At 54.8% G+C, this 25,909-nt stretch carries 24 protein-coding genes, 5 tRNA genes and 1 pseudogene; 20 read left to right on the top strand and 10 right to left on the bottom strand.

Annotation, left to right across the window (positions count from 1 at the left end; genetic code table 11):
• Nucleotides 1-150: 150 nt before the first annotated feature.
• The 6 genes from dacD (at nucleotide 151) to cobT (ending at nucleotide 5,711) form a co-directional block, all read left to right on the top strand.
• Nucleotides 151-1,317 carry a serine-type D-Ala-D-Ala carboxypeptidase DacD gene (dacD, locus tag FHC49_RS06865; protein ID WP_185670123.1) on the top strand — a complete coding sequence of 389 codons (1,167 nt, stop codon included), beginning with the start codon at nucleotides 151-153 and terminating at the stop codon, nucleotides 1,315-1,317.
• Between the two features lie 237 nt (nucleotides 1,318-1,554).
• On the top strand, nucleotides 1,555-2,613 hold the full coding sequence (locus tag FHC49_RS06860) for an FUSC family protein (RefSeq protein ID WP_185670124.1): 1,059 nt from the start codon (nucleotides 1,555-1,557) through the stop codon (nucleotides 2,611-2,613).
• A 201-nt stretch (nucleotides 2,614-2,814) separates the two neighbouring features.
• Nucleotides 2,815-3,135 (top strand): DUF496 family protein, encoded by a 321-nt coding sequence (locus FHC49_RS06855; RefSeq protein ID WP_035894853.1) that lies wholly within the window; start codon nucleotides 2,815-2,817, stop codon nucleotides 3,133-3,135.
• Nucleotides 3,136-3,344: 209 nt separating this feature from the next.
• Nucleotides 3,345-3,890, top strand: coding sequence for a bifunctional adenosylcobinamide kinase/adenosylcobinamide-phosphate guanylyltransferase (gene cobU / locus FHC49_RS06850; protein ID WP_185670141.1), 546 nt, complete (start codon nucleotides 3,345-3,347; stop codon nucleotides 3,888-3,890).
• Nucleotides 3,887-4,627, top strand: coding sequence for an adenosylcobinamide-GDP ribazoletransferase (cobS, locus tag FHC49_RS06845; protein WP_185670125.1), 741 nt, complete (start codon nucleotides 3,887-3,889; stop codon nucleotides 4,625-4,627). The genes cobU and cobS overlap by 4 nt, the downstream gene beginning before the upstream one ends.
• A 28-nt stretch (nucleotides 4,628-4,655) precedes the next feature.
• Nucleotides 4,656-5,711, top strand: a complete 1,056-nt coding sequence (gene cobT, locus FHC49_RS06840) for a nicotinate-nucleotide--dimethylbenzimidazole phosphoribosyltransferase (protein ID WP_220439352.1) — start codon at nucleotides 4,656-4,658, stop codon at nucleotides 5,709-5,711.
• Nucleotides 5,712-5,714: 3 nt separating this feature from the next.
• Here the strand turns inward: cobT and FHC49_RS06835 are convergent, their stop codons facing one another.
• Nucleotides 5,715-6,605: a LysR substrate-binding domain-containing protein gene (locus tag FHC49_RS06835; RefSeq protein WP_220439350.1), complete on the bottom strand. Its 891-nt coding sequence runs from the start codon at nucleotides 6,603-6,605 to the stop codon at nucleotides 5,715-5,717.
• A gap of 124 nt (nucleotides 6,606-6,729) precedes the next feature.
• Here FHC49_RS06835 and FHC49_RS06830 point away from each other — a divergent pair, with 124 nt between their 5' ends.
• Nucleotides 6,730-7,248 carry a hypothetical protein gene (locus tag FHC49_RS06830; RefSeq protein WP_220439349.1) on the top strand — a complete coding sequence of 173 codons (519 nt, stop codon included), beginning with the start codon at nucleotides 6,730-6,732 and terminating at the stop codon, nucleotides 7,246-7,248.
• 38 nt (nucleotides 7,249-7,286) lie between these two features.
• Here the strand turns inward: FHC49_RS06830 and FHC49_RS06825 are convergent.
• Nucleotides 7,287-7,362 (bottom strand) — tRNA-Asn (locus FHC49_RS06825).
• 6 nt (nucleotides 7,363-7,368) lie between these two features.
• On the opposite strand from FHC49_RS06825, the gene FHC49_RS24650 reads away from it, so the two are divergent.
• From FHC49_RS24650 to FHC49_RS06810, 3 genes are all read left to right on the top strand, one after another.
• Nucleotides 7,369-7,548, top strand: coding sequence for a DUF5951 family protein (locus FHC49_RS24650; RefSeq protein ID WP_220439348.1), 180 nt, complete (start codon nucleotides 7,369-7,371; stop codon nucleotides 7,546-7,548).
• On the top strand, nucleotides 7,524-8,990 hold the full coding sequence (locus FHC49_RS06815) for an EmmdR/YeeO family multidrug/toxin efflux MATE transporter (RefSeq protein WP_255581206.1): 1,467 nt from the start codon (nucleotides 7,524-7,526) through the stop codon (nucleotides 8,988-8,990). Before FHC49_RS24650 ends, FHC49_RS06815 begins: the two co-directional genes overlap by 25 nt.
• Before the next feature lie 141 nt (nucleotides 8,991-9,131).
• Nucleotides 9,132-9,207, top strand: a tRNA-Asn gene (locus FHC49_RS06810).
• A 91-nt stretch (nucleotides 9,208-9,298) separates the two neighbouring features.
• Here FHC49_RS06810 and FHC49_RS06805 read toward each other — a convergent pair.
• A complete protein-coding gene (locus FHC49_RS06805; protein ID WP_220439346.1) occupies nucleotides 9,299-10,747 on the bottom strand; it encodes an AMP nucleosidase in 1,449 nt (482 codons plus the stop codon).
• Between the two features lie 187 nt (nucleotides 10,748-10,934).
• On the opposite strand from FHC49_RS06805, the gene ldtA reads away from it, so the two are divergent.
• Entirely contained in the window at nucleotides 10,935-11,867 is a 933-nt protein-coding gene (gene ldtA, locus FHC49_RS06800) for a L,D-transpeptidase (protein WP_185670131.1), read from the top strand.
• Between the two features lie 80 nt (nucleotides 11,868-11,947).
• Complete coding sequence (locus FHC49_RS06795; RefSeq protein WP_220439345.1) at nucleotides 11,948-12,889, top strand: Gfo/Idh/MocA family protein; 942 nt, start codon at nucleotides 11,948-11,950, stop codon at nucleotides 12,887-12,889.
• Between the two features lie 38 nt (nucleotides 12,890-12,927).
• Here the strand turns inward: FHC49_RS06795 and FHC49_RS06790 are convergent, their stop codons facing one another.
• Complete coding sequence (locus tag FHC49_RS06790; protein ID WP_220439344.1) at nucleotides 12,928-13,809, bottom strand: DMT family transporter; 882 nt, start codon at nucleotides 13,807-13,809, stop codon at nucleotides 12,928-12,930.
• Between the two features lie 87 nt (nucleotides 13,810-13,896).
• Here FHC49_RS06790 and FHC49_RS06785 point away from each other — a divergent pair, with 87 nt between their 5' ends.
• Nucleotides 13,897-15,231: a PLP-dependent aminotransferase family protein gene (locus FHC49_RS06785; protein WP_220439343.1), complete on the top strand. Its 1,335-nt coding sequence runs from the start codon at nucleotides 13,897-13,899 to the stop codon at nucleotides 15,229-15,231.
• Nucleotides 15,232-15,321: 90 nt separating this feature from the next.
• On the opposite strand, the gene FHC49_RS06780 is transcribed toward FHC49_RS06785, so the two are convergent.
• A tRNA-Asn gene (locus FHC49_RS06780) sits at nucleotides 15,322-15,397 on the bottom strand.
• Between the two features lie 306 nt (nucleotides 15,398-15,703).
• Here FHC49_RS06780 and nac point away from each other — a divergent pair.
• From nac to FHC49_RS06765, 3 genes and pseudogenes are all read left to right on the top strand, one after another.
• Nucleotides 15,704-16,621, top strand: a complete 918-nt coding sequence (nac, locus tag FHC49_RS06775; RefSeq protein ID WP_185670136.1) for a nitrogen assimilation transcriptional regulator NAC — start codon at nucleotides 15,704-15,706, stop codon at nucleotides 16,619-16,621.
• 102 nt (nucleotides 16,622-16,723) lie between these two features.
• Complete coding sequence (gene cbl / locus FHC49_RS06770; RefSeq protein WP_185670137.1) at nucleotides 16,724-17,674, top strand: HTH-type transcriptional regulator Cbl; 951 nt, start codon at nucleotides 16,724-16,726, stop codon at nucleotides 17,672-17,674.
• 188 nt (nucleotides 17,675-17,862) lie between these two features.
• Nucleotides 17,863-19,467 (top strand): annotated as a pseudogene (locus FHC49_RS06765) (alpha/beta hydrolase); the annotation flags it as partial.
• On the opposite strand, the gene FHC49_RS24345 reads toward FHC49_RS06765, so the two are convergent.
• The 3 genes from FHC49_RS24345 to mtfA form a co-directional block, all read right to left on the bottom strand.
• Entirely contained in the window at nucleotides 19,384-20,316 is a 933-nt protein-coding gene (locus FHC49_RS24345) for a nucleoside recognition domain-containing protein (RefSeq protein ID WP_255581205.1), read from the bottom strand. The pseudogene FHC49_RS06765 and the gene FHC49_RS24345 overlap by 84 nt on opposite strands.
• Before the next feature lie 180 nt (nucleotides 20,317-20,496).
• A tRNA-Asn gene (locus FHC49_RS06760) sits at nucleotides 20,497-20,572 on the bottom strand.
• Nucleotides 20,573-20,672: 100 nt separating this feature from the next.
• Entirely contained in the window at nucleotides 20,673-21,467 is a 795-nt protein-coding gene (gene mtfA, locus FHC49_RS06755; RefSeq protein WP_185670139.1) for a DgsA anti-repressor MtfA, read from the bottom strand.
• 93 nt (nucleotides 21,468-21,560) lie between these two features.
• Here mtfA and FHC49_RS06750 point away from each other — a divergent pair.
• From FHC49_RS06750 to FHC49_RS06735, 4 genes are all read left to right on the top strand, one after another.
• A tRNA-Ser gene (locus tag FHC49_RS06750) sits at nucleotides 21,561-21,650 on the top strand.
• A 224-nt stretch (nucleotides 21,651-21,874) separates the two neighbouring features.
• Nucleotides 21,875-22,129 carry a hypothetical protein gene (locus tag FHC49_RS06745; RefSeq protein ID WP_220439341.1) on the top strand — a complete coding sequence of 85 codons (255 nt, stop codon included), beginning with the start codon at nucleotides 21,875-21,877 and terminating at the stop codon, nucleotides 22,127-22,129.
• Nucleotides 22,130-22,596: 467 nt separating this feature from the next.
• Nucleotides 22,597-23,157 carry a DNA-directed RNA polymerase subunit beta gene (locus tag FHC49_RS06740; protein ID WP_185670140.1) on the top strand — a complete coding sequence of 187 codons (561 nt, stop codon included), beginning with the start codon at nucleotides 22,597-22,599 and terminating at the stop codon, nucleotides 23,155-23,157.
• Between the two features lie 16 nt (nucleotides 23,158-23,173).
• Nucleotides 23,174-23,824, top strand: a complete 651-nt coding sequence (locus FHC49_RS06735; RefSeq protein ID WP_220439340.1) for a hypothetical protein — start codon at nucleotides 23,174-23,176, stop codon at nucleotides 23,822-23,824.
• 87 nt (nucleotides 23,825-23,911) lie between these two features.
• On the opposite strand, the gene FHC49_RS06730 is transcribed toward FHC49_RS06735, so the two are convergent.
• Both FHC49_RS06730 and FHC49_RS06725 read right to left on the bottom strand, forming a co-directional pair.
• The gene (locus FHC49_RS06730) at nucleotides 23,912-24,652 is read right to left on the bottom strand and encodes an ABC transporter permease subunit (RefSeq protein ID WP_220439425.1); all 741 of its coding nucleotides are present in this window, start codon (nucleotides 24,650-24,652) and stop codon (nucleotides 23,912-23,914) included.
• 14 nt (nucleotides 24,653-24,666) lie between these two features.
• Nucleotides 24,667-25,575: an extracellular solute-binding protein gene (locus FHC49_RS06725; RefSeq protein WP_220439339.1), complete on the bottom strand. Its 909-nt coding sequence runs from the start codon at nucleotides 25,573-25,575 to the stop codon at nucleotides 24,667-24,669.
• Nucleotides 25,576-25,909: the final 334 nt, after the last annotated feature.

Genomic DNA, 25,909 nt, shown 5'->3' with positions numbered 1-25,909 from the left:
AGGGCGTTAACCGAATCTGGAAGAGGGCGCGCAGGGTATTTTTTCGAGTCCAGATAGATACATGTCATATTTTCTTGCAATTTAAGCCTGTCACAAAGCACGAACTTCCGTAAAAAGGACAACGAATTTGTGAATGTTGAGGATTTACCGTTGAAAGCCCGTTTTTTTATTGCCGTTTCTTTGCTCGCTTCGAGCGTTTCTTGTGCCTTTGCTGGCGAATCCGCGATTCCTTCCGTCACACCGCCACCGATTAAAGCCGGTGCCTGGGTATTAATGGACTACACCACCGGGCAGATCCTGACCGCTGGTAATGAGCACCAACAGCGTAATCCAGCGAGCCTGACCAAGCTGATGACCGGCTATGTGGTTGACCGTGCTATCGATAGCCACCGTATTACGGCGGACGATATGGTGACCGTGGGCCGCGATGCCTGGGCGGCAGGTAACCCGGTGTTCGATGGTTCTTCATTGATGTTTCTCAAGGCGGGCGATCGCCTGAGCGTACGCGATCTGAGCCGCGGCCTGATTGTGGACTCCGGCAACGATGCCTGCGTGGCGCTGGCGGATTACGTGGCGGGCGGCCAACCGCAGTTCGTGAAGATGATGAACGACTACGTGCAGAAACTGAACCTGCGCGATACCCATTTCGAAACCGTTCACGGCCTGGATGCGCCGGGTCAGCACAGTTCGGCCTACGATCTGGCGGTGCTCTCCCGTGCGATTATTCACGGCGAGCCAGACTTCTATCACATGTACAGCGAAAAAAGCCTGACGTGGAACGGGATTACCCAGCAGAACCGTAACGGCCTGCTGTGGGAAAAATCGATGCACATCGACGGACTGAAAACCGGCCACACCTCCGGCGCGGGCTTTAACCTGATCGCCTCATCGGTAGACGGCCAGCGTCGTCTGATTGCCGTGGTAATGGGGGCCGATAGCCCGAAAGGGCGTGAAGATCAGGCGCGTACGCTGCTGCACTGGGGCCAGCAGAACTTCGATACCGTACAGATTCTGCAAAACGGTAAGAAAGTCGGCACCGAGCGAATCTGGTACGGCGATAAAGAGAATATCGCGCTGGGTACCGACCAGGATTTCTGGCTGGCGCTGCCAAAGGCGGAAGTGCCGAATATCAAAGCGAAATATGTGCTTGATACTAAAGAGCTGGATGCCCCGATTGCCGCGCACCAGCGCGTCGGTGAGATCCAACTGCTCGACCGCGATAAGGTTGTCGCGCAGTGGCCGCTGGTGACGCTGGAAAGCGTGGGCAAAGGTGGGCTGTTCTCGCGCATGAGCGATTATCTGCACCATAAAGCCTGAACCGGCGTCGCGTAGCCCGGACGAGGTGCGCTAGCACCGACTCCGGGGGGCTCGGTGCCACTTCCGGCGTCGCGATGCTCGGCCGGGCTACTTGATCATATGTAGCCCGGCCGAGGTGCTTTAGCACCGACGCCGGGGCGGCTCGGCGCCAACCCCAGCGTCACCTTGATCGGCCGGGCTACTTTCTTGATGCAGGAGCAGGTACAATTCGCGCTTTAGTCTTGTCGGAGAGTGGGTGTGCGTCCAGATAAGTCACTCAGCCCTTTTGAAATTCGTTTATATCGTCACTATCGTACCGTGCACGGGGCGCGTATTGCGCTGGCCTTCGTCCTGACCTTTTTGATAGTCCGCCTGCTGGGTGTGCCCGATGGCTCCTGGCCGCTGATCACGCTGGTGGTGGTGATGGGGCCCATCTCCTTCTGGGGCAACGTGGTGCCGCGCGCGTTTCAGCGTATCGGCGGTACGGTGCTCGGCTCCGCCCTGGGCCTGATCGCCCTCAAACTTGAGCTTTTCTCCCTGCCGTTGATGCTTATCTGGTGCGCTGCGGCGATGTTCCTGTGCGGCTGGCTGGCGCTGGGGAAAAAACCGTATCAGGCGTTACTTATCGGCATTACCCTCGGTGTGGTGGTTGGCGCACCGGCGGGGGATATGACCACCGCGCTGTGGCGAAGCGGCGACGTCATCTTCGGCTGTCTGTTAGCCATGCTCTTTACCGGCATCTGGCCGCAACGAGCGTTTATCCACTGGCGCATCCAGATGGCCTCGTTCGTGACGCAGTTTAACCGTATCTATCAGGCGGGGCTGTCGCCGAACCTGATTGAGCGACCTCGCCTGGAAAAGCATCTGCAAAAAGTCCTCAACGACGTTGTGAAAATGCGCGGCCTGATTACGCCTGCGAGTAAAGAGACGCACATTCATAAGGGCATCTTTGAAGCCATTCAGACCGTCAGCCGCAACCTGGTCTGCATGCTGGAGCTGCAAATCAACGCCCACTGGGCGTCGCGTCCCGGCCACCTGCTGATGCTGAACGCCCATACGCTGCGCGAAACCCAACTGATGACCCAGCAAACGCTGCTGGCGATTGCCCATGCGCTGTACGAAGGCAACCCGCGTCCTATCAAAGCGAACAGCGAAAAGCTCAATGAAATTGTTTCGGAGCTGCGCCAGCTGGTGCATGAGTACAAAGATGACCATCTGGCTGAGACGTCCATTCACGGCTACGTCTGGCTGAGCATGGAGCTGGCGCGTCAGCTGGAATTATTATCTAACCTGATGTGTCGCGCGTTGCGTAAATAAAAGGCAGATGCACAGGCTTTTGCGCCAGGTTGTTTCGATTCAGCTAGATTTAGGGTTATGATGAACCCAAAGTAAAAATGATTGTTTGCTACAACGGCAGTACGAAAAATCATACAGGTTGAAGGGTATATGACTAATGTGTACCTTATCGTGTAGCCGTTGTTTAACGAATCCGAGTCTCAACATATCAGGGGTATAAAAATGGAAACCACGAAACCTTCGTTTCAGGACGTACTGGAATTCGTACGTTTGTTCCGTCGTAAGAACAAACTGCAGCGTGAAATTCAGGACGTTGAGAAAAAGATCCGTGACAACCAGAAACGCGTGCTGCTGCTGGATAACCTCAGCGACTACATCAAACCAGGCATGAGCGTTGAAGCTATTCAGGGCATCATCGCTAGCATGAAAGGCGACTACGAAGATCGCGTTGATGATTACATCATCAAAAATGCTGAGCTGTCCAAAGAACGCCGCGACATCTCCAAGAAACTGAAAGTGATGGGCGAGCAGAAAGGCGAGTAACCGTCATTAACGGGTGGCTGCGCCAGCGGCCACCTGGTCCTTGTTTTATTCCTTCCTGCACTCTCTCTTCTTCGACCTTTCGACAATCCAGTGACATCGCGAGCAATGCGGAGTATAAAGCTTTCTGTTTGATATATTAGCCACGGTTATGTGGGAACGTGTTGATATCAAAGGATCTCGCCAACAATGCAGCAACATCTGGAAGCGCAATCATGATACTGGTGACCGGCGGCGCGCGCAGCGGAAAAAGCCGTCACGCGGAATCGTTACTCAGCAAATACCCCCGGGTTTGCTATATCGCGACCTCACAAATCTTCGACGCCGAAATGGCCGCACGCATCCAGCATCATCGGGACGACCGTCCTGCACACTGGCGCACCGAAGAGCGCTGGCAGCATCTTGCCGACATCATTACGCCTGATAACGATCCTTCAGAAGCGATTCTGCTGGAGTGTATCACCACGCTGGTCACCAATATTCTCTTTGCCTCGGGAAACGAGGAAGAGATTGAGCGCTGGGACTTCGCGGCGCTTGAGGCGCAGGTCAATGGCGAAATCGATGCGCTGATCGCGGCCTGCCAGCGCTGCCCGTCGCCGATTGTGCTGGTGACCAATGAAGTGGGAATGGGCATCGTGCCCGAGAATCGTCTGGCCCGGCATTTTCGCGACATTGCCGGGCGCGTAAATCAAAAGCTGGCGCAGGCGGCAGATGACGTCTGGCTGGTGGTATCAGGGATTGGAGTCAAAATAAAATGAGTCGACTGTTTTTCGCCACACTCTCCTTTATGAGCCGTCTACCGGTGCCACAGCGCTGGTCGCAGGGGCTGGATCTGGACCGTTACGTGAGCGGCGTCATTACCTTCCCGTTTATTGGCCTGTTACTGGGGGCGATAAGCGGCCTGGTCTTCATGATTGTGCAGAGCTGGTGTGGTATTCCGCTGGCGGCATTCTTTAGCGTTCTGGCGCTGGCGCTGCTGACCGGCGGCTTCCACCTGGATGGCCTTGCGGACACCTGTGACGGCGTGTTCTCCGCACGTCGCCGCGAGAAGATGCTGGAAATTATGCGCGATAGCCGATTGGGCACCCACGGCGGTCTGGCGCTGATCTTTGTGCTGCTGGCAAAAGTGCTGGCGGTCAGCGAACTGGCGCTACGTGACACTCCTATGCTGGCGGCGATCGCCAGCGCCTGTATCGCCGGTCGCGGCGCCTCGGTGCTGATGATGTATCGCCACCGCTATGCCCGCGAAGAAGGGCTGGGTAATCTGTTTATCGGTAAAATCAGCTTCCGCCAGACCTGGGTGACGTTAGTCATTGCAGGGGCATTGGTCACCGCCATGCTGGGCGTACATGGCCTGAAAGCGCTGCTGGTGGCCTTTGTCGGCGTCTTTATTCTGGGCCAGTTGCTGAAGCGTACGCTGGGTGGGCAAACCGGCGACACGCTGGGCGCAAGTATCGAGTTGGGCGAAGTGATTTTCTTGCTGGCGCTTTTGTAAGCCAGCGTATGACTACGTGGGAATAATAATGCAAACAACATTGGCTTCACTGCTGTCGACTATTCCAGAAATGGACAGCGCCGCGATGGCGCAGGCGCAGCAGCATATTGATGGGCTATTAAAACCGACGGGCAGCCTCGGGCGTCTGGAAGCGCTGGCGGTACAGCTTGCGGGCATGCGCGGCCTACAGGGCACGCCGAGCGTCGACAAGAAAGCGATTCTGGTGATGTGCGCCGATCACGGCGTCTGGCACGAAGGGGTCGCCATTTCGCCGCAGGTGGTGACCGCGATTCAGGCCATGAATATGACCCGCCACAATACCGGCGTTTGCGTTCTCGCTGCACAGGCAGGCGCGGACGTACACGTGATTGACGTGGGCATTGATGCTGACCCCATCCCAGGCCTTATCGATATGAAAGTGACACGCAGCAGCGGCAACATCGCTCAAACGGCGGCTATGACGGCCGAGCAGGCGCAAACCGTGCTGCTGTCGGCAATTAACTATACCCGTAGCCTGGCAGAGCAGGGCGTAACGCTGTTTGGCGTGGGCGAGCTGGGCATGGCAAACACCACGCCAGCCGCTGCGGTAGTCAGCGTGCTGACCGGCAGCGAGCCGGAGGCAGTGGTGGGCATTGGCGCCAACCTGCCACAGGCGCAGCTAACGCATAAAGTGGATGTGGTTCGTCGCGCTATTGCAGTGAACCAGCCCAACGCCGCTGACGGCCTTGAGGTTCTGGCGAAGGTCGGTGGTTACGATCTGCTGGGGATGACAGGCGTGATGCTCGGCGCTGCCTCGTGTGGCCTGCCGGTGGTGCTGGACGGCTTCCTGTCGTACGCGTCTGCACTCGCGGCCTGCCGTATTGCGCCTGCCGTGAAACCCTACCTGATCCCTTCCCATTTCTCCGCCGAGAAGGGCGCGCGTATCGCACTGGCGCATCTGGAACTGGAACCGTATCTGCATATGGAGATGCGTTTGGGTGAAGGCAGCGGTGCAGCGATGGCGATGCATATCGTTGAGTCGGCCTGCACCATGTACAACCGCATGGGAACGCTGGCTGGCAGCAATATCGTGCTGCCAGCGTAACGGCTATTCTCCCGCCATTTGTTGCAAAAGCCATTCGCGTAGCGCCGTAATATCCCGGCGCTGCGCGTTCTCTTCAGTTGCCACCAGATAGTAGTTCGCGCCCGGCAGCGACATGTCGAACGGCATCATCAGTACCCCACGTTGCAGTAAATCTCTCGCCAGTAACTCGCTGGCAATCACTACACCTTGCCCGGCTACCGCCGCCTGCAGCGCATGCGTTTCATCGCTGAAGGTCAACCCCGCCTGAAGGTTTAATGCCTGAGGCCCATAGCGCTTTTTCCAGTTTGCCCAACTAGGTTCATCGGCCGGAACCTGGCGGTTTTCCACGTGAAATAGGGGGACGTTGGCTAAATCTTCGGGCTTTTGCAGCGCTAGCGCGGGGCTCGCCACAACGATAAAGCGGTCTGCATGCAGCAGAGTGCAGTGCAGCGAGGATTCCGGCATCTCACGATAGCGGATAGCCACATCAACGGTATGCTGGCTGAGATCGACACGCTCGACGCTGGTATGCAGCCGCAGGTCGATGGTTGGACATTCCGCTTTGAAATCCGCGAGTCTCGGCACCAGCCAGTGGGTGAGAAAATTAGAGGTGGTAGTGACCGTCAGCGCGGGTGGCTGATGGGCTTGCAGCACCTGCGCCGTCGCTTCTTCCAGTGCACTAAAGGCGCGTTGGGTGCCTGCATAAAGCACTTTGCCACTCTCGGTCAGGCTAACGCCCTGAGCGCTGCGTTCACAGACCCGGCATTCCAGTACCGACTCCAGAAGTTTTATTTGATGGCTGACCGCCGTTGCGCTCACGCCGAGGACATCTGCCGCGCGCTTGAAGCTGAGCTGTTCCGCCAGCGCATGGAACGCCCTTAGCGCCCCAAGCGGTGGCAATCTGACTTTTCTCATGGCTGAGTTTTTCTCATCTATGGCTGAAAACTATGCGTTTGTTTTACGCCTTATAGGCGGCGTAGTCTACCCAGCAGAAACAAGAGGGTGAGTTAATCTCATGATAATACCGAAGGGGAAAACGATGAGCGTACGGGTAAACAACACTGCGCCAATGAATAAAAATATCGCTGAGCGGGCAATAGCGATGAGTGCGGCGATTGCCGGAGCGGGGCTGTTGGTGAAGCTATCGATGGCGGTCAGCGTAATCCAAAGTCTGGCTCAGCTTTTTGCGCTGGGCCTGAGCTTTGCGGTAGGGATGATGCTGGCAAGCACAGGCAGTATGGTGCGCTACGGTTTTCCGCTTTCGGCGGTGGGGTGGCTGCTGGTGCTGCTTAGCCTGCTTGGTGGGCAAACGGGGCTGGTGCTGTTGCCGGGAATCGTCGCCGGTGGCCTGGGGCTGGGGTTGGCACATGGGCGGTTGATGGCTGGCAACAAAGTTGCCAATGCGCTGAGTAGCGTGGCAGCGCTAGTCGCAGTATTGCTTATCCAGGCCAATGCGGCGCCGGGTATACATGGCTATGGGTTTGCCTTTGCGGTTGTCATCGATTTGACGCTGCTGGGGGTGGTGCTGGTGCGAATTGCTGAAACGGATAGGGGTTAAAAAGCAAAAAGCCTGCTCGAAAGCAGGCTTTTTAAATTTGGCTCCTCTGACTGGACTCGAACCAGTGACATACGGATTAACAGTCCGCCGTTCTACCGACTGAACTACAGAGGAATCGGTGTGGAGTCGTATCTTAGCGGCGAAAAAATTTTTGTCAAACATCAATTCTGGTCTTGTGACGCGACTGCCTATTCCATCAACAATTTGTCGCCATTCCCGACAAAAATTAAGGAAAAATGTTTTGCAGGATCGGGAATTCTCCATCATCATTTGAAATGGAGTTTCAACTTTCTGATCTAAGGCCCATTTTGAACGTCACCGCCGCACTTCGCCAGGCCGTTGCCCGCACGCCCTGGTACAAAAAACGCAAAAGTTATCGAGTTCTCTTCTGGCGTGAAATCACCCCCCTTGCCGTACCTATCTTTCTGGAAAACACCTGCGTTTTATTGATGGGGGTGTTGAGTACCTTCCTCGTCAGCTGGTTGGGTAAAGAGGCGATGGCGGGCGTGGGTCTGGCCGATAGCTTCAATATGGTGATCATGGCGTTCTTTGCCGCGATAGACCTTGGGACGACGGTGGTGGTTGCCTTCAGCCTTGGTAAACGTGACCGCCGTAAGGCGCGAGCGGCGGCACGGCAATCGCTGGTGATCATGACTCTGTTCGCTACCATCCTGGCGGCGGTAATCCACTATTTTGGTGCCGGAATTATTAATATCGTTGCCGGTGATGCCACCGAGGAAGTGAAAGGGCTGGCGTTGACCTACCTTGAGTTGACCGTGCTGAGCTATCCGGCGGCGGCGATTGCGCTTATCGGCAGTGGCGCGTTGCGTGGGGCGGGGAATACTAAAATCCCGTTGATGATTAACGGCGGGATGAACATCCTCAATATTATTATCAGTAGCTTCCTGATTTACGGGGCGTTCTCCTGGCACGGCATGGGGTTTGCCGGGGCAGGGCTCGGGCTGACCATTTCCCGCTACATTGGCGCAGTAGTGACCATTATTGTGCTGATGGTTGGCTTTAACCCGGCGCTGCGTATTCCGCTCAAAAGCTATTTCAAGCCGCTCAATTTCGCCATTATCTGGGAAGTGATGGGGATTGGTATTCCAGCAAGCGTCGAGTCGGTGCTGTTTAACAGCGGTAAATTGCTGACACAGATGTTTGTCGCCGGGATGGGGACCGACGTTATCGCCGGTAACTTTATCGCCTTCTCCGTGGCGGCGCTGATTAACCTGCCGGGGAACGCCCTGGGTTCGGCATCCACCATTATCACCGGTAAGCGGCTGGGGACCGGGCAGCTTGCCCAGGCGGAACGTCAGCTCCGTCACGTGTTCTGGATGTCGACCATTGTACTGACCCTGATAGCCTGGGGGACGGCGCCGTTTGCCGGATTGTTCGCGTCGTTCTATACCCACGAGCAGGACGTCAAAGACGTGGTGAAAATTCTCTTGTGGATGAACGCTGCCTTTATGCCAATCTGGGCCGCCTCCTGGGTGCTGCCAGCGGGCTTTAAAGGGGCGCGAGACGTACGCTTCGCCATGTGGGTCTCCATGCTCAGCATGTGGGGCTGTCGCGTGGTTGTAGGCTACGTGCTGGGTATTCTTCTGGGTTGGGGCGTGGTCGGCGTCTGGATGGGGATGTTCCTCGACTGGGGCGCACGTGCGGTGCTGTTCTACCGTCGTCTGATAACCGGCCGCTGGGCGTGGAAATACGTGCCGACCAAGAAAACGGACGCCGCGTAACAGCCTGATTGCGGTGAAAATCGGCAATAAAAGTCAGTTTTCAGCCGAATCGAAGAATAAATCGGCAAACGAATTATTTTGTGCAAATCAGGCTTTGACAACAATGGGGCACATCGATAATATGCGCCTCGTTCACACGATTCCTCTGTAGTTCAGTCGGTAGAACGGCGGACTGTTAATCCGTATGTCACTGGTTCGAGTCCAGTCAGAGGAGCCATATTTAAGAAGCCTGCTTAGGAAACTAAGCAGGTTTTTTGCTTTTCTGCGTTTGATAAAAAAAGCCGGACCAGAGTCCGGCTGATGTTGGCTTAACGGAACGGCGGTTCGTTAAAGGTCCGCAGCTTACGGGAATGCAGACGATCGCCTTCCGCGCGCAGCAGGTCGATGGCCCGAATGCCAATTTGCAGGTGCTCGGAAATCGCCCCTTCATAAAAACGGTTTGCCTGACCGGGCAGCTTAATCTCACCGTGCAGCGGTTTGTCTGATACGCACAGCAACGTGCCGTACGGCACGCGGAAGCGATATCCTTGCGCGGCAATGGTCGCACTCTCCATATCAATCGCCACGGCGCGGCTCAGGTTGAAGCGCAGCGCCGACGCGGAATAGCGCAGCTCCCAGTTGCGATCGTCGGTGGTCACTACCGTCCCGGTACGCAGTCGCTGTTTAACCTCTTCGCCCGGCATCCCGCTCACCTGCTTGGTGGCGTCGTACAGTGCACGCTGCACCTCGGCAATGCTCGGAATGGGAATATCCGGCGGCAGTACGGCGTTCAGCACGTGGTCGTCACGCAGATAGGCATGGGCCAGTACATAATCGCCAATCGACTGACTTTCACGCAGGCCGCCGCAGTGGCCGATCATCAGCCAGACGTCCGGACGCAGCACCGCCAGGTGGTCGCAGATATTTTTGGCATTCGACGGACCGACGCCGATGTTAATTAAGGTGATCCCTTGCCCATCTTTGGTGATCAGATGCCAGGCTGGCATTTGGTGCTTTTTCCACGCCAGATCGGAAATAGCCTCTTCCGGCGCTTCGGTGTCGGCGGTGATCCAGATTCCCCCTGCGCAGGAGAGCGATACGTACGGGCTGTCAGGATCGAGGATCTGACTGCAGCCCCAGCGCACGAACTCATCGACGTAGCGGGTGTAGTTAGTGAACAGCACAAACGGCTGGAAGTGTTCGACCGGGGTGCCGGTGTAGTGACGCAGACGCGCCAGCGAGAAATCCACGCGGCGGGCGTCAAAGTGCGAAAGCGGATAGAAATCGGTGGAGTGGGTCAGGCCATCCGCGGTTTCATCGCCAATCTGCGACAGCTCGGTGGTAGGGAAAAAGCGCGTCAGGTCAGCGCTCATCGAGCGATCGAGGTTCAGGCCATCAATCACGTACGGATAGGGAATTTCATGATGCGACAGGCTGACTTCAATATGGGCGTCGTAATCTTCGTGCAGCAGGCTTAGCTGCTCCAGCAGGTAGCTGCGGAACAACACCGGGTGCGTGATGGTGGTGGTGTAGCAGCCGGAGTGGGTAAAGCGGCCAAACGCGCGGGTTTTCTGCGCCTTGTGCGCGTTGCCGCTCCAGGAGACCGAAAGCTGGGGGTAGACAAATAGCCCGTTTGCCCGCGCTTCGGCGCTGGGTAATGAGCGGTCGTCAATAAACAGACGGATAGCGTCACGTAATGCACTTACCGATTGATCGTACAGCGCCTGGAGTTTCTCCAGCGCTTGTTCTGGGGTCAGACTCACGCCCGTATTACTCATCGTTCGCTCCTTGTGTGCGGCTTTTATCGATAGTATGCCAGCCGATGATGAAACAAAAGCGTAAGCCGGTTTCGATGTAACAACTGATTAACCTTTAACCGGGTGATTTCTCATCCGGTTAAAGGCTGCGCGTCGGAGTAAAAAAGCTATAATCAACCGACATCTGCTGTGATTTGAGGAAAGGGAAATGAAACCTCGTGTAAAACTCTTGTGTGCGTTCGCGCTGGCACTCTGTAGCCAGGGCGCGCTGGCTGTGACCTATCCGCTTCCACCGGAGGGGAGTCGTCTTGTGGGAAGCACGTTGAATATCACGGTGCCGCAGGATAACCACCTGCCGCTGGAGGCCTTTGCGGCGCAGTACGGGCAAGGGCTCAGCAATATGCTGGAGGCGAATCCGAACGTGGATGTCTTCTTGCCAAAATCGGGTTCCACGCTGGTGGTGCCACAGCAACTGATTTTGCCCGACACGGTGCGTCGAGGCATTGTGGTGAACGTCGCGGAAATGCGCCTTTATTATTACCCGCCGGAGGGTAACACCGTTGAAGTGCTGCCCATTGGTATCGGTCAGGCGGGGCGAGAAACACCGCGTAACTGGGTGACGACCGTCGAGCGCAAACAGGAAGCACCGAGCTGGACGCCAACGCCAAACACCCGTCGTGAATACGCGAAGCGTGGCGAAAGCCTGCCTGCGTTTGTCCCCGCCGGGCCGGATAACCCGATGGGCCTGTACGCCATCTATATTGGCCGCCTGTACGCCATTCACGGCACCAATGCGAATTTTGGCATCGGGCTGCGCGTGAGTCAGGGCTGCATCCGTCTGCGCAATGATGATATCAAGTATCTGTTTGATAACGTGCCGGTCGGCACGCGTGTGCAGATTATCGACCAGCCGGTGAAATACACCGTTGAGCCAGACGGCAGTCGCTGGGTGGAAGTGCATGAGCCATTATCGCGCAACCGCACAGAATATGAGTCTGATAACAAAGTTCCGTTGCCTATTACGCCCGCGCTGCGTAGTTTTACTCAGGGTGAAGGCGTGGATGGTAGTCGGGCAAGAGGCGCGCTCGAAAGGCGCTCCGGCATGCCGGTCAATATCAGCACCTCGCATAACGCGTTGTAAGCCTGTCTATATTCAACGCCAAAAGCCCGCGATTTGCGGGTTTTTGACTTTTTAACCAGGGTTGGCAAAAGGAGCATTGAATGAGCGATGTCGTGAACTGGGGCGTGCTGGGCTATGCCCGAATCGCAAAAAATTCCATTATTCCGGCGATTCAACGTGCCGATAACGCGCGCGTCTACGGCGTGGCTTCGCGTCATCAGGACGAACTGCCGGTGGGGGAGTGGCAGAAAAGCTATGGCGATTACGCGGCGCTGTTGGCCGATGAGGCGATTCAGGCGGTCTATATTCCTTTGCCTAATTCGCTGCACAAAGAGTGGGTGATCCGGGCGCTGGAGGCAGGGAAACACGTGCTGTGCGAGAAGCCAATTGGCCTTACCGCCGATGAAGCGCGCGACATGCAACGGGTGGCACAGCAGCATAACCGCCTGCTGATGGAAGCCTTTATGTACCAGTACACCGACCGGGTACGGGTGATTAAACAGGTGCTGGAGAGCGGTGAGCTGGGTGAGTTGCGCCATATCAACGTTTCGTTCCGCTTCTTCCTCGACCGGCCTGGCACCATCAAAATGCAGCCCGCGCTCGGCGGCGGGGCGCTGTATGACGTTGGCTGCTACCCGGTGAACTTTATCGGCATGGTGACCGGACGTCTGCCGGTGAGCTGCAAAGTGGTGAGCGAAACAGATCAAGGGGTGGATACCAATCTCTCGGCGCTGCTGCAATATGATGATGGCCTGATTGCCAATATTCACTGCGGCTTTAACGCCTTTGGTCGCAACTACGCGGAGATTATTGGCAGCAAAGGGATGCTGATTATCGATAAGCCCTTCCTCGATGATGCCGGCGCGTTGGAGCTGCACACCAGCGAAGGCGTACGCGAGCTGCCGGTGAGCGAGTCGGACCGTTACCAGGCTGAAATCCGCCACTTCTCCAGCGCGATCCTCAACGAGCCGTCGCGGCTGATCCCGCTGGATGAAACCGTGCGTAATATGCAGGTGCTGGATATGATTCGCGCCGCGCTGTAGTGGGTAACGCCCGGCCGGTATCGCGCCGCCGGGCTTTGCTATCGGGCAAACTTTTTCGAGCCGATAACGCAGAGGATCACCCCAAGCGTAACCAGCATCATCAGCGGATTCACCGCCTCGTGCAGCAGCAAGGCGCTCAGCGCCAGCCCTAAAAACGGCTGTAAAAGCTGGAGCTGGCCTACCGCGGCAATTCCGCCCTCAGCCAGACCTTTGTACCAGAAGATAAAGCCAATCAGCATGCTGAACAGCGAGACGTAGCCAAGCGCCAGCCACGCCTGACCCGTAATGGCGCCGGGGTTAGCAGGTAACGTCAGTAACGTCGCCAGCAGCATTATCGGCAGCGATAAAATTAGCGCCCAGCTAATCACCTGCCAGCCGCCCAACTGCCGCGTCAGTGTGGCCCCCTCCGCATAGCCCAGCCCGCAGACCCCCACAGCGGCAAGCATCAGCAGATCGCCGGTTAACGACGCGCTGGCGTTTTGTGAAAGAGCAAACCCGGCAACCAGCAGGCTCCCCAACAGCGAGAAGATCCAGAACGCCGGATGTGGCCGCTCCCGCCCGCGCAGCACGCCAAAAATCGCCGTGGAGAGGGGCAGAAGCCCAAGAAAGACAATCGAGTGCGCCGCCGTAACGTAGCGTAGCGCCATGGCGGTGAGCAGAGGAAAGCCTACCACCACTCCGAGTGAAACGACCAGCAGCGGAAAAATTTGTCCGGACGTGGGGCGACGCTCACGAAAGATGACAATCAGCGCCAGGGCGAGAAGCCCGGCAATCGACGCCCGCAGAAAGGTCAGAAAAAACGGGTCCATAGCGCCGACCGCGATACGCGTTGCCGGCAATGAACCGCTAAAAATCACTACGCCCAGCAGCCCGTTAAACCAGCCGGATGCTGTGTGTGTTTGAAATACCGCTGCCTTCATTTTGTCCACCTCACCGTTGAGTCATTAACAGCGCGATGGTAGTTTTCTTAATCTAATACAATCAAATTATTGTCATGGATACATTGTATGAAGGCGCGATACAAAACGATCGTTGACAGATTCGCCGCACGGATACGCGATGGACAACTCACAGCCGGAACCCGGCTGCCCACGCACCGGCGGCTGGCGGCGGAGGAACGTATTTCTCTTGCCACCGCCACGCGTGTTTATGCCGAACTGGAGGCGATGGGGCTGGTGAGTGGTGAAATCGGGCGCGGCACCTTTGTGCGCGAAATTACCCTCGCGGCGGGTCATGGCGTTGACCAGCAGGTGATGATGCCTGGCGTGCGTGACCTGAACTTTAACTACCCATCGCAGCCGGGGCAGGGCGAGGAGTTGCGTGACGCCCTGCGACAGCTCGCCAACGTCGGCGATATTGAATCGCATCTGCGCTACCAGCCTCACGCCGGGCGCAAAGCGGATCGCGAGATGGTCGCCCGCTATTTTGCGAGCCTGGGTTTTACCCCTGACTCCGACAATATTTTGCTGGTTAACGGCGCCCAACATGGTCTGGCGGTCACGGTAATGGGGCTGCTACAGCCCGGTGATGTCGTGGCGGTAGACGCGTTAACCTACCCCGGATTTAAAGCGCTGGCGGCGCTGTATCACCTGGAGCTTCTCGCAATCCCCTCGCTTGCCGATGGCCCGGATCTTGATGCTCTCGATACTATTTGCCAGCAGCGTCACGTGCGAGCGGTTTACACCATGCCGACGCTGCATAACCCGCTAGGCTGGGTGCTCAGCCACCGACAGCGCCAGCAGCTGGTCGCTATTGCCCGTCAGTATGATCTGCTGATTATTGAAGATGCTGCCTACGCCTTTTTAGTCGAACAACCGCCACCTCCCGTTGCCTGCTACGCGCCGGAAAGAACGGTCTATGTCAGCGGATTTTCAAAGAATGTGGCGACCGGACTGCGCGTTGGCGTAGCGATTTGCCCCGGCTCGCTAAAACCAGCGCTGGAGCGGGCGATCCGGGCCACCACCTGGAATACGCCTTCGCTGCTCACCGCCTTGATGAGCCACTGGATTCAGGACGGCACGGTGGCCCGGACGACGGTCTTAAAAAGAGACGACGCCCGTCAACGACAGGCGCTAGCCCGTGAATGTTTGTACCCGCTGCCCTGTATCGGCCACCCAAACTCCTGGTTTGTCTGGTTACCGCTGGCCGATGAGTGCCGTGCCGACCGCATCGTGAAGGCGCTGATGGATAACCATATTCTGGTCTCCACCGCTGAACCGTTCTCAACTTCAATCAACGTCCCGCAGGCATTACGCGTTGCACTGGGGTCGGTGCCGCTGGAGAGCCTGCGTGAAGCGCTGGTGGCGGTGAGGGAAGCGGTGGAGTATGAGATGAGTCGGTAGGAAGGTGAAACGCTTAAGCGCTGCGGGCTGATTTACGCAAGGCAAACGCAGAAAAGCAAAAAGCCCGCTCGAAAGCAGGCTTTTTAAATTTGGCTCCTCTGACTGGACTCGAACCAGTGACATACGGATTAACAGTCCGCCGTTCTACCGACTGAACTACAGAGGAATCGTGTGAACGGGGCGCATATTATCGATGTCACCCCGGCTTGTCAAAGGGTGAAAAGCGCTAATAAGTTCGTTTGCTGACAATTTCAGCAATTCCGCGTCATTTGTTGTTTTTTTGACTGTTCTGCACCGTGAAAGTGCAGAATTACCCCTTATGGGGCAGATCACAAACTTCTGATAGCCGCAAAAAAGGGCCTGAGCGATAGGTTTACACGGTTTTACGGGCTATTTTAAAACTGGCAAGCATCTTGCAACTCCTCCGATTACTTAACGCCAGCGTGGCAGTGATTCCGAACCGGAGGCAAAAATGAACTTAAGACGGCTGAAGTACTTTGTGAAAATCGTCGATATCGGTAGCCTGACTCAGGCCGCAGAAGTGTTGCATATCGCGCAGCCCGCTTTAAGCCAGCAGGTGGCGACGCTGGAGGGAGAACTCGATCAGCAGCTGTTGATTCGCACCAAGCGCGGCGTCACGCCAACGGAAGCGGGCAAAGTGTTATATACCCATGCCCGAACAATTTTACGCCAGTGCGAACAGGCGCAGTTGGCGGTGAATAACGTCGGTCAGACCCTCAGCGGCACGGTCTCTATTGGCCTTGCACCAGGCACGGCAGCGTCATCTATTACTATGCCGCTGCTGCAGGCGGTGCGTAACGAACTGCCTGAAGTACTGGTTTATCTGCATGAAAATAGCGGTACCGTGCTGAATGACAAACTGTTGAACGGTCAGCTGGATATGGCGGTGCTGTACGATCGCGCGCCGCTGGCTGGGATCGTTAGCCAACCGCTGCTGAAAGAAGATCTCTATCTGGTTGGTACACGCGATTGCCCAGGTCAAAGTGTCGATCTCACCGCGGTGGCGGAGATGAACCTGTTCCTGCCGCGGGATTACAGCGCCGTTCGCGCTCGTGTCGATGAGGCTTTCTCGCTGCGTCGATTAACGGCAAAAATCATTGGTGAAATTGAGTCTATCTCTACGCTGACTGCTGCGATTGCTAGCGGAATGGGCGTGACGGTGCTGCCAGAATCGGCGGCGCGTTCGCTGTGCAGCGCGGCAAACGGCTGGATGGCGCGGATCACGACCCCGTCGATGAGCCTGCCGCTGTCGTTAAACGTGTCGGCGCGCGGTCAACTGAGCCCGCAGGCGCAGGCGGTGAAAGAGATCCTGATGTCGCTGGTCAGCCGACCAATGCTGGATAACCGTGAACTGCTGCTGGTGAGCTAAGCTTATATTCCATTCAGATATAACTTGCTGGTTTTTATTATTTGTTCACAAGGGCATCAGACTTTAACAATAGTTCAACGTCTGATTGACCCGGAGAGAAGCGTGAACTTCCAGCAGCTCAAAATAATTCGTGAAGCGGCACGGCAGGATTACAACCTGACCGAAGTTGCCAATATGCTTTATACATCGCAGTCCGGCGTAAGCCGACATATTCGTGAGCTCGAAGAAGAGCTGGGGATTGAGATTTTCATCCGTCGCGGTAAGCGCCTGTTAGGGATGACGGAGCCGGGCAAAGCCCTGCTGGTGATTGCCGAACGCATACTGAACGAGGCCAGCAACGTCCGACGTCTGGCCGATCTCTTTACCAACGATGCGTCCGGCGTGCTGACGATTGCCACCACGCACACCCAGGCTCGCTATAGCCTGCCGCCGGTGATTAAAGCGTTCCGGGAAATTTTCAAAGACGTGCGCCTGGAGTTGATTCAGGGCACGCCGCAGGAAATTGATGCGTTGCTGCATAACGGCGGAGCGGATATCGGCATTGCCAGTGAGCGCCTCAGTAACGACGCAACGCTGGTGGCCTTCCCGTGGTTCCGCTGGCATCACAGCCTGTTAGTTCCGCAGGACCATCCACTGACTCACACCTCACCGCTGACGCTGGAAGACATTGCTCGCTGGCCGCTTATTACCTATCGCCAGGGGATCACCGGGCGTTCCCGTATTGATGAAGCCTTTAATCGCAAGGGGCTGACGCCAGATATCGTGCTGAGCGCCCAGGACTCTGATGTGATTAAAACCTACGTTGAGCTGGGCCTCGGCATTGGTCTCGTGGCGGAGCAGTCCGGCGACCCGCAGGAGTCCGGCAGCCTGGTGCGTCTGGATACCCATCACCTGTTCGACGCCAATACCGTCTGGCTAGGGCTTAAGCGCGGGCAGCTACAGCGCAACTATGTATGGCGCTTTATTGAGCTCTGTAATGCCGGGCTGTCTCTGGAAGAGATTAAACGCCAGGCGATGGAGCTGGAAGAGTCGGTGCTGGATTACCAAATTTAACGCCGCGCCCTCTGGGGGGCGCTGCTGCTTACCTCTCCATACCGTTTCAGCTCATTACCTCATCCTATTCTGGGCCACGAAAAGTGGCCGCTGGTTTAGTCTATGTTTAAAAGGCACATCGCAGGATCGCAGTTGGTTTTACGATATACCCTTACGAACAGAGAGATAAACCGGATAGCACTATGGCAATGATGCGTTTAACCCGACTGCTGAATACGTCTGGTAAGAGAATACTCTCATGGGCAAAAAAGGCGCTTGTTGGCCTGGTTGTGGTCATCATTGTCTTTTTTATCGGTCGCATCTATGAATCCCAGCGCGGCCCGGCGCTGCACCGCTGGCATACCTGGACGGCGGATGAAATGACCGCCGGGGAGATCGATAACGCGACGTTTGCGGACTATCTGACGCGGGAAGCGACGATTTTCCGCGATATGAAAAATAAGATTACCGACACGTTGACCGCCGACGAGAAAACGGCGATTAACCGTTTTTATGCCCAAAGTCTGGTTTATCCCGATAAGTTTCAGCCTGACTGGAACCGCTCTTTTATTCTGCAGCCCGAGGGCAAACCTCGCGGTGCGGCGGTGCTGCTCCACGGCCTGACGGACTCTCCTTACAGTGTGCGCTATCTGGCACAACGTTATCAGCAGCAGGGGTTTATTGCCGTTGTCCCCCGACTACCGGGTCACGGTACCGCGCCAGGGGCGTTAACCGGCGTTGACCGCGAACAGTGGGTAGCAACAACGCGGATGGCCGTGCGCGAAGCGACGCGGCTGGCAGGAAATGATGTACCGCTGCATATTGTCGGGTACTCCAACGGCGGGGCGCTGGCGATGAAATATGCTCTCGATAGCCTGGAGGATAAATCGCTGCGTCGGCCGCAGCAGATAATCCTGCTATCGCCGATGATCGGTGTCACCGCCTTTGCCCGTTTTGCCGGGCTTGCCGGACTGCCCGCGATATTCCCTGCCTTTGCTCGTGCGGCGTGGCTTAACGTCGTGCCGGAGTTTAATCCTTATAAATATAACTCGTTCCCGGTTAAGGCCGCGCGCCAGTCGTGGTTGTTATCTCAGGCGCTGCAGCAGCAAATCGTGCAGGAGTCGCAAAATAAGCGGCTGGCTGAACTGGCGCCGGTACTCACGTTTCAATCGGTAATGGACTCCACGGTGAGCACCCGGGCGGTGGTGGATTCGCTCTATCGCTATTTGCCGGATAACGGCAGTGAGCTGGTGATTTTCGATATTAACCAAGCGGCGAATTTACGCGCGCTGTTCAGGCCGTCGTCCTACTCGGCGGTGAACACCTTGCTGCCGCCAGCCCCAAGGCTATACACGACCACGGTTATCACCAACGCCGCGCCGGACACCAATCAAACGGTGGCGCGCTCAACGGAGGCTGGCGCTCTGACGGAGACCGTGGCGCCTCTGCAGATCGCCTGGCCGCAGGATATGTATTCGTTGTCGCACGTGGCGGTGCCGTTCCCGCTGACCGACTCACTTTATGGTCGAAACCCGCAGGAGAAAAATCGTTACGGCATTAGTCTGGGCACAATTTCGCTGCGCGGAGAGACGGCTACGCTGAGCGTGGGGCTGGATACGCTGATGCGCGTTACCTCCAACCCCTTTTTCCCGTGGATGATGGCGCGCGTTCAACAGCATATTGCCTGTAGCGAGCGGCCTGATGTTATCGCCTGCCTCCGGGAAGCGGTGTCAGAACAGGGCAAGGTGCAAAAGGGTGCGGACAGCGATCCCGGCGAGCGCGCCGGTGGCGGCGTAGCGGAACAGGCGAACGAAGCGGGAACTCACACCCAGAAAAATTCCGATGCCGGGAAGATCGAAGGTCTGAACTAACAGCCCGGCAGAGGCGTTAATCTGACTCACGGTGATTTTTCCCTGCTGCACCAGTTCAGAGACGACGCCAAAATAGGCCGTGCCGCCGGCCACGCATTTGACCAGCGCGGGGAGCACAAAGTTAACCGGAATATGCAACCACACCAGTAATGGCATCAACAGTTGCTGGAGCATCTCAATCAGGCCAGCTGATTTCATTACGCCAACGATAGCTAGCGACAGGATAAGCATGGGTACTGCACCAAGCGCCAGACGAATGGCGTCGGAGCCTGCGCTGTTAATCACCGAAATAATTCCCTGATTGTTTTTCTCGGCGTCAGGTAATGCCTCGGCTCGGGCGTTCTCTACCACCGATAGCCGACGCCCCGTGACGTGCCAGGTAACCGCAGCAGCGCACAATCCGCCAGCGATTGAGATAACGATGGAGGTCAGCCAGTGCAGGCCAAACGGCGTGAGCGGATAGAAGACGTTGCCCTGGCCCATCGCGAAGAGCATCGCCAGCGTAGCGGCCATCTGCCGGTCCGAAACGCCGCGTTTGTCCATAATGGCAAGGGTTGCCAGCGGAGCGGCAAAGCTGACGAAATTCATCTGGATAAGCGCAAAGGCGCTCATTCCGGTGAGACCAAACGGCTTAAGCAGCGGGGCGAGCCAGCGTACGATAACGTCCAGTACGCCGCGCACTTCCAGATACTTCATGACGATGAGCATAACTACCATGATCGGCAGCAGCGTATAGAGCGCTACATCGACGGAGGTTTTCCCCGCCGACATAATGATGCTGATGAAGTCCATCAATTTCTCGGTGACAACGAACAGAAAGGATAATAAGCGTCATCATAATCCTCGTGGGGAGGAAATGAAATTGTCGTTGCGGGCTAATCTGTCCTGAAGGGCGCGGTGAACTGTACTGGGGTTTGGCAAAGGCAGAAAAGCAAAAAGCCTGCTTAGTTTCCTAAGCAGGCTTCTTAAATATGGCTCCTCTGACTGGACTCGAACCAGTGACATACGGATTAACAGTCCGCCGTTCTACCGACTGAACTACAGAGGAATCGTGTGAACGAGGCGCATAGTACTGGCCCCCGATAATTGTGTCAACACTAAATTTAACTCGCTGATTCGAATGGATGAATTTAGCGCAAGATGTTGTTTTAGTGAACTACTGGGGGATCTTCATCCTGTCCGCTGTTATCGCGCAACCGCTGCAGTGGATCCTGGCGATAGAAGCCGCAGAAACGCTGCCACAGTGCCGGGAAACGCGGGGCGAAAAGTTCAGGTGCGCTGAAAAAGTATTCAGAGAGCACGGCAAAGCACTCAGCAGGGTCGGTGGCGGCATAGGCATCGATGCTGGCCGCGTTTTCACCAACTAAATCAATCTCATCCTGAATGTTATTCATCGCAGCATGAAGGTCATGCTCCCAGCCAGCGACTTCGCGCAGCGGGATAAAAGGCACGCCGCTGGCGCGGTCGCCGTTGCGGGTATCCAGCTTATGCGCCACTTCGTGAATGATGAGGTTAAAACCGGAGGCATCGAACGAGTCCTGAATATCCAGCCAGTTGAGCACAATCGGCCCCTGCTGCCAGCTTTGACCAGACTGAACAACGCGCTGATTGTGCACCAGTCCGATATCATCTTCCCATTCGTCGTCAACAATAAAAGGCGCCGGGTAGATCAACACTTCATGGAATCCGTCGAGCCATTCGATCCCGAGTTCCAGAATCGGCAGACAGAAGAGCAGGGCAATACGCGTCTCGATGATAGGCTCCGCCGTCAATCCTTGCAGAAACACCAGCCGCTTTTGCTGTAAAAAACGGTCGGCCAACTGCACCAGTTTGACCTGCTCGTCGTCAGACAAATTCGCTAATAGGGGGATCGCCAGAGCTTCCGCCCACGGTAAGTCGGTTATCTCGGCAGTGTCACTTGCTTTCCAGGGCCATTTAATCATCGTTTTGCTCGCAAACTCGTCACTTGAACGCAATTGAAGAGACTGGGTCTGTTAAAATGCCAAATAACCTGGCATGATGGCAACCATCAAAACGGAGAGATGCCAGAGCGGCTGAATGGACCGGTCTCGAAAACCGGAGTAGGGGTAACTCTACCGGGGGTTCAAATCCCCCTCTCTCCGCCAATCATTCACCAAAATCAATAAGTAACAAACTATGTTGATTTTGTCATGCATCAATGCCGGCATTAAAATTTCTGGCTTTCGCTCTGTTTCCCTACCTCTAACGCTGCCATTTTTATCATGTTGCCTCATGTCGGGCATCCACTTTTATCCTCTTTAGCTCACAAGCTCACACTATTAACAACAACTTAGTCAATTCTGAACCCCTGATGGCACCATGTTGAGGTTTGTTTATTAATGCACCACCGACATTTGCTAACCAACTCCCTGCGGGCAAAAGTATTTATAACAACCACCAAAAACACCAGCGATTTAATGCTTGGGCAAATTCGTCAGGTATCAATGAGTCTGATGGGCATTTTTATATTGATATTTTTCTGGCTGACAACCGTTCAGGTTCAGATATTTCACTTAAGGAACGTTGTGCGATTACGATGCATCGGGTCGGCAGAAAGAAAATAAACGAAAAAAAGAAACTATAGGGCTCGATAAAAAACAGACGGTCTATCCTGATATGTGATTATAAGCCTGGTAACGTTTGATACTTGCTTTGCGCTACTGGGCACATAAATATCAAAAGCCAGGATCAATGCATTTTATATAAATTCAAAAACAATAGATATTAACTATCATTGGTTAGGTTTTAATAGGTGTAATGGTTTTGTGAAAACATTATTGAAAAATAAAAAATAATTAAAGTAATGTATTTCTATTGTGTATACTTTTGCACACATCTGATACCTACAACGGGGCGGTATTGCCTACCTGGATGACGACTCTGGTCTTGATGATACTGTTTTTATCGATAAGAAAGGGCAGAAAGTCAGCGTTACAGGAACCGTTCACCAGGTTAACGTTCGTGGATTCGCTACGGTAAACAACGCCGATATATCGGTACGTCTGGTTTTATTGTGAAATGGCGCTATCGACCATTAAAGAGGACTCATCTATGCGTAAGATTGTGATAGTTGCGGGAGTTGCAACTTTGCTGGCGGGTTGTGGAGATAAAGGGGATATTGAAACTGCGATTAATAAGACCATTAGCAAAGAGCCTGTTTGTTATTCTTTTAATTCAAAACAAAATAACAGCGCTGCGTATTATCGTTTCAGCGAGGCTGGCGTTTTAGTCAGAGTCAATGTTCGAGGAAATGATGTCGGCCCTATCTTAGCGGGGCTTAAAAAATCAGGTTTAATCGATATTGAATACGAACAGCAACTGTCCGGGCCTGTTGCCGTCTTATCGGCTACAGACAAAGGTGTTAAAGCTAAATTCTGGGATCAGGAGCATGGGGCTTGCGTAGGGAAGAGAGTTGTTGCTGAAATAAAAGAGTGGACCGAACCTGGTAACTCTGACAGTCAAAAAGTAACGCAGGTATCCTATACATGGAAACTGTCAGATGTTCCTGGCTGGGTTGACAAAGATGCTTTTTCCAGCGTGAAAGGAATGTCAGAACCAGAAGAAGCTAGAATTGTTCTGGTTAAAACCAATAACGGCTGGACCGCAATGTAAGTAAAGGAAGAATGTTATGAATTCTATCTATTGGGTGATTTTCATGGCGCTGCTGATAAACGTACCGTCACTTGTCCCAGTGCTGTTTATCCGTACGATCGGAAAAAACGTGAAAATATCGATGGCGTCCAGACTTTTTCTGCTAAACGCTTTCCTGGTGCTTTCATTGGTGACGCTATCGCAGAACATTACGCAAGAATATGGGCGGTTCCCGATATGGCTGCTCTTAGCTGCCGTGGTGTTGTTTTTGGTCACGCTAGTGGCAACGGTAAAATTTTTAGTTAAGCATTTAACCGTAGGTAAAAGTCGAGTTGTTATCCTCTCATCATTCCTGATTGTTTATGCCATCAGATTTCATGCTGTGTTTTCGGATGTGTATGGCAGTGGATATACGCTTAACGGCTATAACACCATATGGACATTCTTCTTCCTGTTTGCCTGCCTGTTAGCCTATATCGGTTGTTCCGGGAATAGACAATACCAAGGGACCTATATCCCCCCAACGACTACGCAGCCTCAAGGCAGTAAAGCCTATGCTTCCCAAACAGAAATTGATACCGATATTGCGGTGAAAGGATCAAGTGTGTTATTCGATCCAAATCTGGATATTGTGGAACAACGGCGCTATCGGGAAGCGCTTGAAAAGCGAAATAATGACAGCCTGTAAGTTTTTTAATCTGTAATCCGTCATTCATATGCCCTGTTTAATACAGGGCATATTGCATTTAATAGAGGTTTGCACCGTCGCTATCCGCTACTTAACCCTTCTGCCTAGCGCAAAGCACATCATCGGCAGCGGCAGGGTCACAATCAGCAGCATCCACAGCAGCGTATACACCGCATCTACGCCGTCGTTTTGCAGGTTGGTATAGAGTTTGACCGGGATGCCTTGAGGAAAATAGGCGAAAATCATCACGATGCCAAATTCACCGACGGCCCGCACCCAGGCAAGGGTAACGGCAGAGGCGAGGCCGGGAAAGGCGATGGGAAGCGTGAGGTAGCGAAAGCGATGCCAGCCCGAAGCGCCGAGAGTCTGACCGGCTTCGAGAATATCTTTGGGCACGGTAGCGAACGCCGAGCGGGCGACCACAATAAAGTAGGGCAGCGATCCGTATATCTGCGCCAGCACAAAGGCTGCCGGATTGTTGACCAGCGTTACGCCAAGTTTTGAGATCCACGTGCCGACTAACCCATAGGGTCCCAGCGCCGAGACCAACAGGATACCCATTGCCAGCGGCGGGGTGAGCAAGGGGATCATCACCAGCAATTCCCCCAGTAAACGGCGGCGTCCGCGCGCCTGCGAAAGCCACCAGGCAACGGGCAGCCCAATGGCGACCGTGATGCACAGCGCCACGCCTCCAAGCCCCATCGAGACGGCGATGGCATCCCCGTCTCGCCATGCCAGCTGCAAATGGTGCCACGGCGTAACGCTAACCAGGGTAATAAAAGGAATGCTCAGCAAGAGAATAGCGGGCAGCGAGAGCCAGCCCGCTATTCTGGCTGGGCGGTTTAGCGGGCGTATAGCGCGTCCCCTTTTGGTTCCGCGTAACCGTACTGTTTAAACAGCGCCTGACCCTGGGTGCTTTGCATAAATTTAACGAATTTCTCGCCTTGTTCAACACCGTTAGGCGCATTTTTCAGCACCGCAGCGTAGAACACCATCGGCTGGGTATGCAGAACCTGATCTTTGCCCTGGGCGTCTTTAATGGTGAAGCTGACGGTGTCATACCACTGCTTTGCCATCGCCGGGTTGCTCAGGTTAATCTCGTCTGGCAGCACCACGTAAGGCAGGTGCGCGGAGCGAATTTCGCTCTCATAGCCGGCGGCGGCGTCCACCTGACCACTCTCAAGGCGTGATATCAGGCCGCCTTCCTGGTGGGTCTGCTGCGGGTTTTGCAGGCTGCCGAGGATTTTCATCGCGATGCCCGGCTGCTGGTAATATTTCTCCGCCAGCATCAGCGTAAAGACGATGTTCTGACCTTTCGGGTCGACGTACGGGTCGGTGCGCCCGAAGCTGATATCTTTTTGTGCCAGCAGATTAAGCCATGAGCCATCGTGTTTCTGATTGGCGGCGGCAAACTGAGCGCCATATTTTCCTTTCGGATTGTACGCTACCACCATGCTGGTGCTGGCAACGGGCACGGCTTCATCAATCAGCCCGGCATCTTTGAGGATCTGCATTGGACCAGGGTTGATGGAAACAAACACATCGGCCTCAATTTTATGGCTGGCTAACAGACGAGCCATACCGTATGCCCCCTGACCTTGCCCTTGATAGTCACCGTTATCGGCTTTACTGAACGCAGGCCCTAACCCTTGATCCATGACTTTGCCCATTGAACCGGCGTAGGTGACGCGGATGTCTTTTGCGAACACCGCTGGGGTACATACCATCAGCGCCAGAATCCCGTACTTCATTTTTCCTGAAACCATCGACTTGTCTCGTTATGTAGTTTTATACATAGCGATTTTTCATGAAAAAGGCGGTGCTGGCAACGACGATGAAACGGTCGTTGAGCTTAAATTGAAAAAATACTCACTATGGAGTAAATCCTGTGTCTAACTGTTTCTAAATATTAACATTTTATGGTGATGTTAAATGATAGAACGGCAGGATATTTAAGTCTTAATGTCTAAAAATGGCGGTAAATATGACTGCGATACTTACTTTGCTGAATTATTCGGGAATGACGAATATTAAAATTGTTATTTTTTCTAGTACATGAAATACAATTCGTCAAATTAAAGGAGG

It is taken from the genome of Kluyvera sp. EC_51 (genome assembly GCF_019584505.1).
GTDB lineage: Bacteria > Pseudomonadota > Gammaproteobacteria > Enterobacterales > Enterobacteriaceae > Kluyvera > Kluyvera sichuanensis.
This window is presented reverse-complemented; position numbering and strand designations above follow the sequence as displayed.

Bases quoted from the DNA above. Each gene is read 5' to 3' on its own strand.
- FHC49_RS06795 (WP_220439345.1), top strand. From the start codon at position 11,948: ATGAGCGATGTCGTGAACTGGGGCGTGCTGGGCTATGCCCGAATCGCA.
- FHC49_RS06805 (WP_220439346.1), bottom strand. From the start codon at position 10,747: ATGAGTAATACGGGCGTGAGTCTGACCCCAGAACAAGCGCTGGAGAAA.
- cobT (WP_220439352.1), top strand. From the start codon at position 4,656: ATGCAAACAACATTGGCTTCACTGCTGTCGACTATTCCAGAAATGGAC.
- cobS (WP_185670125.1), top strand. From the start codon at position 3,887: ATGAGTCGACTGTTTTTCGCCACACTCTCCTTTATGAGCCGTCTACCG.
- FHC49_RS06830 (WP_220439349.1), top strand. From the start codon at position 6,730: ATGAGCGTACGGGTAAACAACACTGCGCCAATGAATAAAAATATCGCT.
- FHC49_RS06740 (WP_185670140.1), top strand. From the start codon at position 22,597: ATGCGTAAGATTGTGATAGTTGCGGGAGTTGCAACTTTGCTGGCGGGT.
- FHC49_RS06835 (WP_220439350.1), bottom strand. From the start codon at position 6,605: ATGAGAAAAGTCAGATTGCCACCGCTTGGGGCGCTAAGGGCGTTCCAT.
- FHC49_RS06785 (WP_220439343.1), top strand. From the start codon at position 13,897: ATGAAGGCGCGATACAAAACGATCGTTGACAGATTCGCCGCACGGATA.
- FHC49_RS06815 (WP_255581206.1), top strand. From the start codon at position 7,524: ATGGAGTTTCAACTTTCTGATCTAAGGCCCATTTTGAACGTCACCGCC.
- mtfA (WP_185670139.1), bottom strand. From the start codon at position 21,467: ATGATTAAATGGCCCTGGAAAGCAAGTGACACTGCCGAGATAACCGAC.
- FHC49_RS06855 (WP_035894853.1), top strand. From the start codon at position 2,815: ATGGAAACCACGAAACCTTCGTTTCAGGACGTACTGGAATTCGTACGT.
- FHC49_RS06790 (WP_220439344.1), bottom strand. From the start codon at position 13,809: ATGAAGGCAGCGGTATTTCAAACACACACAGCATCCGGCTGGTTTAAC.
- FHC49_RS24345 (WP_255581205.1), bottom strand. From the start codon at position 20,316: ATGGACTTCATCAGCATCATTATGTCGGCGGGGAAAACCTCCGTCGAT.
- nac (WP_185670136.1), top strand. From the start codon at position 15,704: ATGAACTTAAGACGGCTGAAGTACTTTGTGAAAATCGTCGATATCGGT.
- FHC49_RS06735 (WP_220439340.1), top strand. From the start codon at position 23,174: ATGAATTCTATCTATTGGGTGATTTTCATGGCGCTGCTGATAAACGTA.
- ldtA (WP_185670131.1), top strand. From the start codon at position 10,935: ATGAAACCTCGTGTAAAACTCTTGTGTGCGTTCGCGCTGGCACTCTGT.
- FHC49_RS06725 (WP_220439339.1), bottom strand. From the start codon at position 25,575: ATGAAGTACGGGATTCTGGCGCTGATGGTATGTACCCCAGCGGTGTTC.